The sequence below is a fragment of the Pseudomonas sp. GW821-FHT03E01 genome (genome assembly GCF_059420765.1).
In genome coordinates this window covers 276,503-289,270 of the sequence record NZ_JBWKUI010000002.1, presented here as the reverse complement: position 1 = coordinate 289,270, position 12,768 = coordinate 276,503, and the positions used below count along the sequence as shown (strand labels likewise).

At 60.1% G+C, this 12,768-nt stretch carries 10 protein-coding genes; 2 read left to right on the top strand and 8 right to left on the bottom strand.

All coding sequences use genetic code 11. From position 1 onward, the window contains the following. Positions 1–4: 4 nt before the first annotated feature. From AC07VO_RS04315 to AC07VO_RS04295, 5 genes are read right to left on the bottom strand one after another with little or no spacing between them, the layout of a single operon-like run. Entirely contained in the window at positions 5–2,080 is a 2,076-nt protein-coding gene (locus tag AC07VO_RS04315) for a type IV pilus secretin PilQ (protein ID WP_064615925.1), read from the bottom strand. A 13-nt stretch (positions 2,081–2,093) separates the two neighbouring features. Next, on the bottom strand, positions 2,094–2,621 hold the full coding sequence (locus AC07VO_RS04310; protein WP_086944121.1) for a pilus assembly protein PilP: 528 nt from the start codon (positions 2,619–2,621) through the stop codon (positions 2,094–2,096). Beyond that, positions 2,618–3,241, bottom strand: coding sequence for a type 4a pilus biogenesis protein PilO (gene pilO / locus AC07VO_RS04305; protein WP_018928616.1), 624 nt, complete (start codon positions 3,239–3,241; stop codon positions 2,618–2,620). Before pilO ends, AC07VO_RS04310 begins: the two co-directional genes overlap by 4 nt. After that, a complete protein-coding gene (locus tag AC07VO_RS04300; RefSeq protein WP_018928617.1) occupies positions 3,238–3,804 on the bottom strand; it encodes a PilN domain-containing protein in 567 nt (188 codons plus the stop codon). Before AC07VO_RS04300 ends, pilO begins: the two co-directional genes overlap by 4 nt. Next, positions 3,804–4,868 carry a pilus assembly protein PilM gene (locus AC07VO_RS04295; RefSeq protein WP_018928618.1) on the bottom strand — a complete coding sequence of 355 codons (1,065 nt, stop codon included), beginning with the start codon at positions 4,866–4,868 and terminating at the stop codon, positions 3,804–3,806. The genes AC07VO_RS04300 and AC07VO_RS04295 overlap by 1 nt, the downstream gene beginning before the upstream one ends. 217 nt (positions 4,869–5,085) lie before the next feature. Between AC07VO_RS04295 and AC07VO_RS04290 the strand changes: the two genes are divergently transcribed. Then, entirely contained in the window at positions 5,086–7,524 is a 2,439-nt protein-coding gene (locus tag AC07VO_RS04290; RefSeq protein ID WP_370741087.1) for a penicillin-binding protein 1A, read from the top strand. A 133-nt stretch (positions 7,525–7,657) separates the two neighbouring features. Here the strand turns inward: AC07VO_RS04290 and AC07VO_RS04285 are convergent, their stop codons facing one another. The 3 genes from AC07VO_RS04285 to rpmE all read right to left on the bottom strand — a co-directional run bounded on the left by AC07VO_RS04285 (position 7,658) and on the right by rpmE (position 10,151). Then, positions 7,658–8,926, bottom strand: a complete 1,269-nt coding sequence (locus AC07VO_RS04285) for a malic enzyme-like NAD(P)-binding protein (protein WP_018929144.1) — start codon at positions 8,924–8,926, stop codon at positions 7,658–7,660. 170 nt (positions 8,927–9,096) lie between these two features. Next, the gene (locus AC07VO_RS04280) at positions 9,097–9,897 is read right to left on the bottom strand and encodes a thermonuclease family protein (RefSeq protein WP_086944123.1); all 801 of its coding nucleotides are present in this window, start codon (positions 9,895–9,897) and stop codon (positions 9,097–9,099) included. A 35-nt stretch (positions 9,898–9,932) separates the two neighbouring features. Further along, positions 9,933–10,151: a 50S ribosomal protein L31 gene (gene rpmE, locus AC07VO_RS04275; protein WP_018929146.1), complete on the bottom strand. Its 219-nt coding sequence runs from the start codon at positions 10,149–10,151 to the stop codon at positions 9,933–9,935. A 330-nt stretch (positions 10,152–10,481) separates the two neighbouring features. On the opposite strand from rpmE, the gene AC07VO_RS04270 reads away from it, so the two are divergent. Next, positions 10,482–12,701, top strand: coding sequence for a primosomal protein N' (locus tag AC07VO_RS04270; RefSeq protein ID WP_086944124.1), 2,220 nt, complete (start codon positions 10,482–10,484; stop codon positions 12,699–12,701). Positions 12,702–12,768 lie beyond the last annotated feature (67 nt).

Sequence of the window (12,768 nt, the reverse complement as noted above, 5' to 3'; positions counted from 1 at the left end):
AGAATCAATGACTCACAGCAATCGCCTGATTGTTCATGATACGCGGAGTGAGAAATACCAGCAGCTCGGATTTTTTCTCCGAAACCACGTCACGCCGGAAAAGGCGGCCAAGATACGGCACATCACCGAGAAATGGCACCTTATCTACAACCTTGCTCTGAGTATTTGAGAAAACCCCACCAATCACGATGGTCTCGCCGTCGTTGACCAATACCTTGGCGTTGACCTCGTTTTTCTTGATCGGCGGTACATCCTGCACTTTGTTCAGGTAGTCCGGTTCGTCCTTGGTGACCTTGACCTCCATGATGATGCGGTTGTCCGGGGTGATCTGCGGTGTCACTTCCAGGGACAGCGAAGCCTCCTTGAACGACACTGAAGTGGCGCCGCTGGAGCTGGCTTCCTGATAGGGGATTTCGGTGCCCTTGAGGATTTTCGCGGTTTCCTTGTCGGACGTGACCACCTTGGGCTGCGAGACGATTTCCCCGTTGCCGGTTTTTTCCATGGCCGTCAGCTCAAGGTCCAGCAGCACATTGTCGGTAATGAAGGCGATGCCGATCCCCGAGGTGTTGGAGGAAGTCCCAAGGTCGACGAACGGCGAGTTGGTGCTGGTGCTGCCCGGCGTGCCGACGGTGGTCGAAGAGCCGTTGACCCCGGAGCCGTTCCAATTACCCTTCTGCACCGAACCGCCCCAGCGCACGCCGAGGCTTTTGTCGTAATCGACGTTGGCTTCAACGATGCGCGCCTCGATCATCACCTGACGCACTGGAATATCCAGCTGTGCAACGATGCGACGCAGCTCGTCGAGGCGGTCCTGGGTCTGGTAGGCAATGATGTTGTTGGTCCGCTCATCGACAGTGATTGAACCGCGCTCGTCGACTTTCGCCTCGGCGCTGGTCACCGACTGGAACAGCTTGGCGATATCGGCAGCCTTGGCGTAGTTGACCTGCAACAGCTCGCGACGCAGAGGCGCCAGTTCGGCGATTTGTTTCTGCGACTCCAGCTCCTGACGCTCCCGGGCGGCGATTTCATCGGCCGGCGCCACCAGCAACACATTGCCAATCTTGCGCTTATCCAGGCCTTTGGTTTTCAACACCAGGTCCAGCGCCTGATCCCACGGCACATTCTGCAGGCGCAACGTGATGCCGCCCTGCACCGTGTCACTGGCCACCAGATTGAGGTTGGTGAAATCGGCGATCAGTTGCAGCACCGAGCGCACATCGATGTCCTGGAAATTCAACGAGAGCTTTTCGCCGCTGTAGGCAAAACGTTCGGCGTTGCGTTTTTGCAAGTCATCGACAGTCATCGGCCGGATGCTGATGGTCAGTTTGTTATCGGTCTGGTAGGTCGAATAATCGAAGGCGCCGCTGGGCTCGATGCTGATGATGGCCCGGTCGCCCGTGGCGCTGGCGTTGACGAACTGCACCGGGGTAGCGAAATCCTTGACGTCGAGGCGTACGCGCAACCGCTCAGGCAATTGAGTTTTGGTGAAGCCGACGATGATCTTGCCATCGCGTTCCTGAATGTCCGGGGCAATGGATGGATCCGACAGATCGATAACCACGTTGCCTTCACCCTGGGTGCCACGCTGGAAATCCACGCCACGAATAGCCTTGCCCACGGGAGCACTGGCTCTGGCGGGTGCGGGTACCGCCGTGGCCGCGCGTGGTGCGCTGGCAATCGGTTTGGACGCCTTGTTACCGGCCGCCTGCCCGACGACCACGAACAGGTTGTTGCCTTCGACACGTGCGCTATACGGAGTCAGTTGAGTCAGACCGATGATCAGCCGCGTGCGGTCCTTGGCTTCCACCACCGTGGCGCTGCGGGCATTGCCGCCGCCCAGGTCACGACTCTTGTTCGCCAGCTGACTGGTAACTCCCGGCAAATCCAGCGCAATCCGCGCAGGCTGCTCAGTCGTATAGCCATGAGGCTGCGGTGGCGGCCCGTCGAACGACAACTTCAGCTCGACACGGTCACCAGGCAGCGCGGCGACATCCAGCGCTTTGAGGTTGGCCGCCTGTACCAACGGCGACAGAAACGCTATCCATAGCGAAATACCGAAGGTTGAGAAAATCCTGTTCATTGTTCGAGTTCCACTATGAGTGCTCTTTCAAAGGGATGGTCCGCGGCCGTTCCAGCCAGGCGCCTTCGCCATCGGGAACGATTTCGACCACATCGACTTGCGAAGCGCTGATGGCGACGATCCGTCCATCATTACGTCCCAGGTAATCGCCGACTTTCAGCCGATGCACACCGCCCGCCCCACGCAGCAGCGCAAAGGAGCCGGAGGCATTGGAGATTGTGCCGACCATTTCAAATTGTTCGATGTTGAAGCCTTCGAGGTACTGCTTGACCCGGTTGGGGTTGGGCTTGACGTTGCGCGAGCCGTGCTTCTGGCCAGCCAGATCGACTCTGACCTGCCGGGAGAACGGGCTGCGCAGGTTGGCAGCGCTGTAGGTGAATGTCGGATAAGACTGGAATGTCGGCGTTGGTTCAATCTTGCCGGGCGCTCGCAGGCGCACTTCGTTCAGGTAGGCGTCGATGTCGCTGAAACCATTGTCACCGCCACAACCGGCCAGGACGACCAGACACATCACCATCGACAGGCAACGAATCGGGTTCATTTCTGCAACCCCTTGTCGTTGTAGCGGTAGGTCTTGGCAAGGATGCTCATGCGCAACTTCGGACCGCCTTCGGGATTGGCCGGCACCAGGTCGAAATCATGCAGGGTGACGATCCGCGGCAACCCCGCCACGCCGCTGACGAAAGTGGCCAGGTCGTGATAGGCGCCGGTGACGGTGATCTGGATAGGGAGTTCGATGTAGAACTGCTGGGTGACCTCCGGCAGCAGCTTGATCTCTTCGAACTCCAGGCCACTGCCCAGGCCGGTGCGGGTGATGTCCTCCAGCAGGCCGGGCACTTCGGTGTCGCTGGGCAATTGCCGTAATAGCATGCCGAAGGAGTTCTCCATTTCCTTCATCTGCTGGGTATACAGCTCAAGATTGGCCGCCATGTGGGCTTTGGTCGCAAACTGCTCCTTGAGCGTCGACTCCTCCTCACGCTTGAGTTCCAGGTGGCTTTCCAGGTCGCTGATCAGGAAGCTATAGCCCAGAGCCATCACCAGCACCATCAGCAGAACACTCGCAAGAACCTTGATCGCCCTTGGCCAGGAACCCATGTTGTTGGTGTCCAGATCGCTGATGTCGATCTGGCGCAACCCTTCGAGCCATTCGGACAGCCTCATTTAGCCACCCCCACAATTGCCGGCTGAGTCTGACGGACGGTCAACTGAAAAATATTGGCCTGATCCAGCTGACCGGCGGTGGTCGCTTTGACTTCCGTGAGATTGGGCGCATCAAACCAGTCGGATGCATCTAGATTGCGCATCAAATCCGAAACACGATTGTTGGACTCCGCCGCGCCGGTGATGGACAAGGTCTTGCCGACCATTTTCACTTCGGTGAAATACACGCCGTCCGGCAAGGTGCGCGCCAACTGATCGAAGATCCTCCCGCTGATCGGCCGGTTGCCTTGCAGGTCCTGGATGATGCGCATGCGCTCGACGAGCTGCTGGCGACGAGCCTTCAGATCGCTGATCTGTTTGATCCGTTCGTCGACCACGGCAATCTGCTTGGCGATGTAATCGTTACGCGCGACTTGTTGATCTATGGCGCTGTTAATGACCTGGTCCGTGATCAGCAGTGCCCCCACCGACCCTGCCAGCACACCGGCCAACGCCAGCAAAAAGCGTTTGCGCCGTGCTTCGCGCAACTCTTCACGCCAGGGTAAAAGATTGATCCGTGCCATCAGTCGAAACTCCTGAGGGCCAGCCCGCAGGCGATCATCAGTGCCGGCGCATCGCTCGCCAGGGCACTGGCGTTGACCCTGCTGCTCAGGGTCATGTCGGAGAATGGGTTAGCGACCTGGGTCGGCGTACCCAGACGCTGCTCGATCAACCGATCCAGCCCTGGGACCGAGGCAGTGCCGCCGGCCAGGAGAATGTGATCGACCGAGCTGTATTGGCCGGAGGCAAAGAAAAACTGCAATGAGCGCGATACTTGTTGCACCAACGCATCCCGAAACGGCTGCAAGACCTCACTGACGTAATCGTCCGGCAAACCACCCTGTTTCTTCGCCAACCCAGCCTGCTCGACCGTCAGGCCATAACGGCGCTGGATTTCTTCCGTCAGTTGTCGGCCGCCGAACAATTGTTCGCGGGTGTAGATGATCCGCCCATTATTCAACACGCTCAGGGTGGTCATGGTGGCGCCGATATCGACTACCGCCACGGTCAGATGCTCCTGAGAGGCGGCCAGCTGGGTTGCCAGCAAGCCGAACGCTCGCTCCAGGGCATAGGCTTCGACATCGACTACTCGCGCGGTCAGCCCGGCCAGGGCCAGGGCCGCTTCACGAACCTCGACGTTTTCCTTGCGACAGGCGGCCAGCAGCACATTGACCCGCTCGGGGTTGCGCACTGACGCGCCTTGCACTTCAAAGTCGATCGCCACTTCATCCAGCGGATACGGGATGTACTGATCGGCCTCGATCTTCAGCTGGTTTTCCATCTCGTCGTCGGAAAGACCGGCGTCCATCTCGATGGTCTTGGTGATCACCGCCGAGCCGGCGACCGCCACGGCGACGTTCCTCTGGCTGGTTTTGGCCTTGAGCAGCACGCGCGCAAGGGCCTGCCCCACGCCTTCGAGCTCGGCAATATTTTTTTCGACCACGGCACTGGCGGGCAGCGGCTCGACCGCATAGGCCTCGACCCGATAACGGTCGCCTTGGCGGCTTAACTCCAACAGCTTCACCGACGTAGAGCTGATGTCGATCCCCAGAAGCGCATTGGTTTTTTTATTGAAGAGTCCTAGCACTACCAATTCCCTATGACTATCCGTGAGTTACGGACTCTGTAATATCCATTGCGTTCAATACCCCCCGTCTTGACAGAAGCGCAAATGACGCTCCCTGCGGAAAAATGCTTATAATGCCGAGCGTTTTTCCGCTTTCACTGCAAGCGCGGGTCATTTTCTTTATAGCCTGAACCCTGATGCCTAATTCATTCTTTGCCCTGGATATCCAAAAGCCTTGATTCGTCTGCTGAAATTCTTCGGTTGGTCCATCGTCGCCGTTTTCTGCGGACTGCTCCTGGGTCTGAGCGGCGCCTTTCTTTACCTTAGCCCTGGATTGCCATCTGTGGAGGCGCTGAGAAGCATTCAGTTGCAGATTCCTTTGCGGGTGTACAGCAGCGACAACAAGCTGATCGCAGAATTTGGCGAAATGCGCCGTACGCCGATCCGTTTCGCCGACATTCCCCCCAATTTCATTAATGCGTTACTAAGTGCTGAAGACGACAATTTCGCCAACCACTACGGCGTCGATCCCAGCAGCCTGATGCGTGCCGCCACCCAGCTGGTAAAGAGCGGACACATTCAGTCCGGCGGCAGCACCATCACCATGCAGGTGGCGAAGAACTTCTTCCTGAGCAGCGAACGCAGCTTCTCGCGCAAAACCACCGAAATCCTCCTGGCCCTGCAGATCGAACGGCAGCTGACCAAGGACGAAATCCTCGAGCTGTACGTCAACAAGATTTATCTGGGCAACCGCGCCTATGGCATCGAGGCAGCGGCGCAGGTCTATTACGGCAAGTCGATTCGTGACGTCAGCCTGGCGCAGATGGCGATGATCGCCGGTCTGCCAAAAGCCCCGTCGCGCTTCAACCCGCTGGCCAACCCGGCCCGCAGCAAGGAGCGTCGCGACTGGATCCTGGGGCGCATGTACAAGCTCGGCAAGATCACCGAAGCCGACTACACCGCGGCGATCAACGAACCGCTGAACGCCAGCTATCACGTGCCGACTCCGGAAGTGAACGCACCGTACGTCGCCGAAATGGCCCGCGCCGAAATGGTCGGTCGCTATGGCAGCGATGCGTACACCGAAGGTTTCCGCGTCACCACCACGGTGCCGAGCGATTTGCAGGAAATGGCCAACAGCGCGGTTCACGAAGGCTTGATGACCTACGATCAACGGCACGGTTATCGCGGCCCCGAGTCACGCCTGCCGGGTAAAACCCGAGAGGCCTGGACCCAGGAACTGACCAAGCAGCGGACCATCAGCAGCCTGGAGCCGGCGATCGTGACCCAGGTCGACAAGAACGGCGTGCAGGTGCTGACCCGCACCGGCGAAGAACACGTTGCCTGGGACACCATGAAGTGGGCCCGTCCGTTCCTGAACACCAACAGCATGGGCGCCAATCCGAAGCAGCCGTCGGACGTCGCGCAGGTCGGCGATCTGATTCGCGTACAACGTCAGCCGGACAATTCGCTCAAATTCAGCCAGATTCCGCAGGCCCAGGGCGCACTGGTGTCCCTCGATCCGCAGAACGGTGCCATTCGTTCTCTGGTCGGCGGTTTTGCCTTCGAGCAGAGCAACTACAACCGCGCCATGCAGGCCAAGCGCCAGCCAGGTTCGAGCTTCAAGCCGTTCGTCTATAGTGCCGCCCTGGATAACGGCTACACCGCCGCCAGCCTGGTGAACGACGCACCGATCGTGTTCGTCGACGAGTACCTGGACAAGGTCTGGCGCCCGAAGAACGACACCAACACCTTCCTCGGCCCTATCCGCATGCGTGAAGCGCTCTACAAGTCGCGCAACCTGGTATCGATCCGCCTGCTGCAAGCGCTGGGCGTCGACCGCACCATCGACTACATCAGCAAGTTCGGCTTCAACAAGCAGGACCTGCCACGCAACCTGTCCCTGGCATTGGGCACCGCAACCCTGACGCCAATGGAAATCGCCACTGGCTGGAGCACCTTCGCCAACGGCGGCTACAAGATTTCCCCGTATATCATCGACAAGATTGAAAGCCGCAACGGCGACACACTGTTCGTTGCCAACCCGCCGAGCGTTCCGAAAGGCAACGTAGTCAGCGACGGCATCGCCGTGCCGGCCGCCAATACCTTCACCGTCAACGCCATCCCAGGCGAAGCGCCGGGCACCCAGCCAGTGTCACAAGCGCCAGCGGTGGCCGAACGTATCATCGATGGTCGCACCACCTACATCCTCAACAGCATGCTTGAGGACGTGATCAAACTCGGTACTGGCCGTCGTGCGCTGGCCTTGGGCCGCAGTGACATTGCGGGCAAGACCGGCACCACCAATGAATCCAAGGACGCCTGGTTCTCCGGCTACAACGCCGATTACGTGACCACCGTCTGGACCGGCTTCGACCAACCGGAAAGCCTGGGTAAACGCGAGTTCGGCGGCACCGTCGCCCTGCCGATCTGGATGAACTACATGGGCGCTGCCCTCAAAGGCAAGCCAGCCCATACCCAGCCGGAACCTGAAGGCATCCTTAGCCTGCGGGTCGACCCGGTCAGCGGTCGTGCAGCCACCCCAAGCACGCCAGGCGCCTACTTTGAGCTGTTCAAGGCCGAAGATACGCCACCGTCGGTGAACGAGCTGGGTAACGGCAATGTGCCGGGCAGCCCGCTACCAGCGGACGAAGCGGCGCCGATCGATTTGTTCTGATCGCCGCAACACCAAAAAGCCCCGCCTTCGAAAGAAGTGCGGGGCTTTTTATTGCCTGCCTGCAAACCACTCAGATACAAAAAAGCCCCGACTCAGAATGAGCCGGGGCCTTTGGTTGAAGCGCTACAACGGCTTAGCCGTTGAACACGTCATCCACGCTTTTCAGCGGGTAGTTCTTCGGATACGGCAGGGTCGCCACGCCGGTCTCGATTGCAGCCTTGGCCACGGCATCGGAGATCAGGGTGATCAGACGGGCATCCATTGGTTTCGGGATGATGTACTCACGACCGAATTCCAGCTTGATGCCGCCGTAGGCATCGCACACTTCCTGAGGCACTGGCAGCTTGGCCAGCTCACGCAGGGCGTTGGCAGCAGCCACTTTCATTTCTTCGTTGATGCGCTTGGCGCGAACGTCCAGGGCGCCACGGAAGATGAACGGGAAGCCCAGTACGTTGTTGACCTGGTTCGGGTAGTCCGAACGGCCGGTGGCCATGATCACGTCGTTGCGAGTGGCGTGCGCCAGTTCCGGGGAGATTTCCGGATCCGGGTTCGAGCATGCGAACACGATCGGGTTGGCCGCCATGGATTTCAGGCCTTCAGCACTCAGCAGGTTCGGGCCGGACAGACCAACAAACACGTCGGCGCCTTCCAGTGCGTCAGCCAGGGTGCGCTTGTCGGTCGCGTGAGCGAAGACGGCCTTGTACTGGTTCAGGTCATCACGGCCGGAGTGGATCACACCGGTACGGTCAACCATGTAGATGTTTTCGATGTTGGCGCCCATGCTCACCAGCAATTTCATGCAGGAGATGGCGGCAGCACCGGCGCCCAGGCAGACGATCTTGGCTTCCGGCAGGGTTTTACCGGCGATTTCCAGGGCGTTGATCATGCCGGCAGCGGTCACGATCGCGGTACCGTGCTGGTCATCGTGGAATACCGGAATGTCGCACTGCTCGATCAGAGCGCGTTCGATTTCAAAGCACTCAGGCGCCTTGATGTCTTCCAGGTTGATGCCACCGAAGGTGATGGAGATACGCTTGACGGTGTCGATGAAGGCTTGCGGGCTTTCGGAGTCGACTTCGATGTCGAACACGTCGATGCCGGCGAAGCGCTTGAACAGAACACCTTTACCTTCCATCACCGGCTTGGAAGCCAATGGACCGAGGTTACCCAGGCCCAGAATCGCGGTGCCATCGGAAATGACTGCAACCAGGTTGCCTTTGCCGGTGTATTTGTAGGCCAGTTCAGGATCGCGGGCGATTTCGCGTACTGGTTCGGCTACGCCGGGGCTGTAGGCCAGCGACAGGTCGCGGGCGGTAGCAGTGGCCTTGGTGAGCTCGACACTCAGCTTCCCTGGACGAGGATTGGCGTGATATTCGAGAGCGGCAGTTTTCAAATCAGACATGTGGGCATTCCGCTTTTTACTGTTGGACAGACGGACCGCCGAGGATACTCGTGTCGCAAAGTCCCCACAAGACTGACCAGTCACCCCTGTCAAGCGCCCTGCCCTACGACTTTGGGCCAAGAGCCACGGAATACAAGGGATAGACTGTTCACAATCTACAGAATAAATGTCTACAATTTTTCTTGCGGCGCGACCTGCAACATCGCCGGATCGGTCAGCGGCAAAAGCCAGCGTGCCTGCCCGGGCTTCAGCCCGCCACGGCGCGAACGATCCACGACCCAGCCACGAGCCTCGATTTGCTTGCCTTTGAGCTTCTCAAGCGACGCGTCATCGAATTGCCCCAGCAAATTGGGTGCAACCCGCAATACAACTGAATCCTGCAACTCGATCCAAACCCCGCCGCGATTGCGCTGAACCTTGCTCACACGACCACTGAGCACGGCGAAGCCGGACGCGTTGATCTGCTCCGCTTTCAGCACAGGTGACTGTCGCCACAGCCCGAGACCGGCCTGACGAGCACTGCGTTCCGCCGCCTGCTGGCAGCCGACCAAATCGACGTTCGGCGCTACCGCGACCTGAAAACCGAGACCTTCAGCAAGCATCTGCGCTTCGAGGTTGGCGCCATCGACGCTGTAGACATGGGCCAGCGTGCGGCCGTAATGGTCCTTGCCTTCTTTACCCGGCAGCAAACCGACCCGCCCGTCGCTGGCGGCCACCAGGGTTTCCAGGCGTTTGCGCGCGGCCTCGGCGAACGGCTCGTCGGAACGACCCTGCTTGCCCAGCTCCGGCGTGTTCAAACCGATCATGCGCACACTGCGCCCATCGCTCAGACGCAAGGTGTCGCCATCCACCACCCGCTGGACTGCGACCGGCGTCAGCCCGCTCGGCGCCGGGCAGAAGGCCTGGGCAGCGGAAAGCCAAATCGCAGACATAAAAAAGGCGCCCGCGAGGGACGCCTTTTTCATCAGCATGGAAAAACCGTAACGGCTTCCCAAGTTGATCGGCCTTAGGCCTTTTTCGCGCCGAAAGCACCGAAACGGTCTGCGAAACGCTGAACGCGGCCGCCAGTGTCCAGAGTCTTTTGCTTACCGGTGTAGAACGGGTGGCATTCGTTGCAAACGTCGATCGCCAGGGCTTTGCCGTAGGTCGAACGGGTTTCGAACTTGTTGCCGCAGCTGCAGGTAACAGCAACTGCTGGGTATTCTGGATGGATATCAGCTTTCATGGTGTCTTCCTCAGGCTAGCGTGCCGCCACCCAACACTATTGTTGAATACCGCACGTAATTAGGCCGCGGATTCTACCAGACCTTTGCAAACACGCAAGCTGTCGTGGGTGCCCTCCATCAGGAAAGACTGTTCAATGTTGACGGCGTCTTTTAACGCCATGCTGCGTTGCTACTCCTCCCCATAGCGCGCTATGAGTCGTCGTAGCGCCTTGCCTGGCATTAAAATCCACTCGTCAACACTTGAACGCTTTCCTGATGGAGGACACAAATCCGACCGTCTGCTAGGCTCCCGGCCTTCTTCATCACCCCTTCACCGAGTAAACAATCGCGTGCCCAACGCCATTCTGCGCCTCGCCCTGCCTTCGCCCCTGCGCCGCCTGTTCGACTATCGCGCCCCGGCTGGAGTCCTGCGCACCCAGTTACACCCGGGCATGCGTTTGCGGGTGCCGTTCGGCCGGCGGGAGATGATCGGGATTCTGGTGGAGATCACCGACCACAGCGAAGTCCCGACAGAAAAGCTCAAACCGGCGCTGGCCCTGCTCGATGCGGTACCGCCGCTGCCACCCGCGCTGTTCAAGCTGTGCCTGTGGACGTCCCAGTATTATCAGCACAGCCTCGGTGACACGTTGAGCTGGGCGCTGCCGGTGTTGCTGCGTCAGGGTGAACTGGCCGAAGCCCGTCAGGAGCGGTTCTGGTCCGCCGCGCCCAGCGCCAGCCTCGATGACCCGCGCATCGCCCGCGCCCCAAGGCAGCGCGAAGCCCTGGCGACCCTGGCGCAACATCCCCACGGCGTCGCCCATCAGTTGCTGAGCAAACTGATGCTGAGCAAGGACAGCCTCGATCTGTTGCTGGCCAAGGATCTGGTGCAGGTAGACATCCGCAGGCACGCGCCCGGCGCTCGCCACGAACACTGGCTGGCACAACCGGAATTGCCGCTCAACCCGGAGCAGCGCGCCGCTTATGAAGCGATTCGCGCCGGGTTCGACAGTTATCACGCGTTCCTGCTGGCCGGCGTCACCGGCAGCGGCAAGACCGAAGTCTATTTGCAACTGATCCGCGAAACCCTCGAGGCCGGCAAACAAGCCCTGGTGCTGATCCCGGAGATCAACCTCGGCCCGCAAACCCTGGCGCGCTTCGAACAGCGCTTCAATGCACGCATCGCGCTGATCCACTCCGCCGTCAACGACCGCGAGCGCCTGGACGCCTGGCTGGCCGCGCGGGATGGCGAAGCCGACATTATTATCGGCACCCGTTCGGCGCTGTTCACGCCTATGAAGAACCCCGGTCTGATCATCATCGATGAAGAGCACGACGGCTCCTATAAACAGCAGGAAGGCTTGCGCTACCACGCCCGCGACCTGGCGCTGGTTCGCGCCCGACAGGAAAACATCCCGATTGTCCTCGGCTCCGCCACGCCTTCGCTGGAAAGCCTGCAAAACGCCTACACCGGTCGTTACGGCCTGCTGCGCCTGAATGAGCGCGCCGGTGGTGCCAAGCAACCGCGCTTCCTGCGCCTGGACGTGAAAAGTCGTCCACTGGACAGCGGCATTTCCGGGCCGATGCAGCAAGCCATCGGTCAGACCCTGGCCGCCGGCCAGCAGGTGCTGGTGTTCCTCAACCGTCGAGGATTCGCCCCGACACTGCTCTGCCACGATTGCGGCTGGATGTCCGAATGCCAGCGTTGCGACGCGCGAATGACCGTGCACCAGCGCTCGGGCGAATTGCGTTGCCATCATTGTGGCTACGTCGAGCGCGTGCCTCGGCATTGCCCAAAGTGCGGCAAGGTCGATTTGCGGCCCGTGGGCGCCGGTACCGAGCGTGCCGAGGAACGCTTGGGGATTCTGTTTCCGGACGTCCCGGTGCTGCGGGTCGACCGCGACAGTACTTCACGCAAAGACGCGATGAATCAGTTGTTCGCGACCATCCAGAAAGGCCAGCCGTGCATTCTGGTCGGCACACAGATGCTTGCCAAAGGGCACCACTTCCCTCGGGTGACCCTGGTGTCGATTCTCGATGCCGACGGCGGGTTGTTCTCCGGCGACTTCCGCGCCAGCGAGCGCATGGCGCAGTTGATCGTGCAGGTCGCCGGGCGCGCGGGGCGGGCCGAAGAACCGGGCAAAGTGATTATCCAGACGCACCTGGCGGACCACCCGCTGCTGGTGCAACTGACCGAACAGGGCTACTTCGCCTTCGCCGAACAGGCGCTGAGCGAGCGCCGCTCCGCCGGGTTGCCGCCATTTGCGCATCTCGCGCTGCTGCGGGCCGAAGCGCACAAACCGGGGCAGGCCGAAGGGTTCCTCGATGAAGCGTGCAGCGAGGCCGAGCGACTGCTGGCCGAACAGCATCTGACCGGCATCGAGTTGCTGGGGCCGGTTCCGGCACCGATGGAGCGCCGAGCCGGGCGCTATCGCGCACAGTTATTGCTGCAAGCCACGGCCCGGGCGCCACTGCATCGATTGTTGAGCAGTTGGTTGCTGGCTTTGGAGCAGATGCCCAGTGGGCGGGCAGTGCGTTGGTCTTTGGATGTCGACCCTGTGGATTTGTATTGATTGGAAGGTTGCTTTCGCGAGCAAGCCCGCGATAGCGGTCGAATAGTCACCACATATCCATAACCTG

What these genes read in the sequence shown, in the direction of transcription:
- AC07VO_RS04315 (WP_064615925.1), bottom strand. Translation starts at nt 2,080, where the DNA reads ATGAACAGGATTTTCTCAACCTTCGGTATTTCGCTATGGATAGCGTTT.
- AC07VO_RS04310 (WP_086944121.1), bottom strand. Translation starts at nt 2,621, where the DNA reads ATGAACCCGATTCGTTGCCTGTCGATGGTGATGTGTCTGGTCGTCCTG.
- pilO (WP_018928616.1), bottom strand. Translation starts at nt 3,241, where the DNA reads ATGAGGCTGTCCGAATGGCTCGAAGGGTTGCGCCAGATCGACATCAGC.
- AC07VO_RS04300 (WP_018928617.1), bottom strand. Translation starts at nt 3,804, where the DNA reads ATGGCACGGATCAATCTTTTACCCTGGCGTGAAGAGTTGCGCGAAGCA.
- AC07VO_RS04285 (WP_018929144.1), bottom strand. Translation starts at nt 8,926, where the DNA reads ATGTCTGATTTGAAAACTGCCGCTCTCGAATATCACGCCAATCCTCGT.
- AC07VO_RS04280 (WP_086944123.1), bottom strand. Translation starts at nt 9,897, where the DNA reads ATGCTGATGAAAAAGGCGTCCCTCGCGGGCGCCTTTTTTATGTCTGCG.
- rpmE (WP_018929146.1), bottom strand. Translation starts at nt 10,151, where the DNA reads ATGAAAGCTGATATCCATCCAGAATACCCAGCAGTTGCTGTTACCTGC.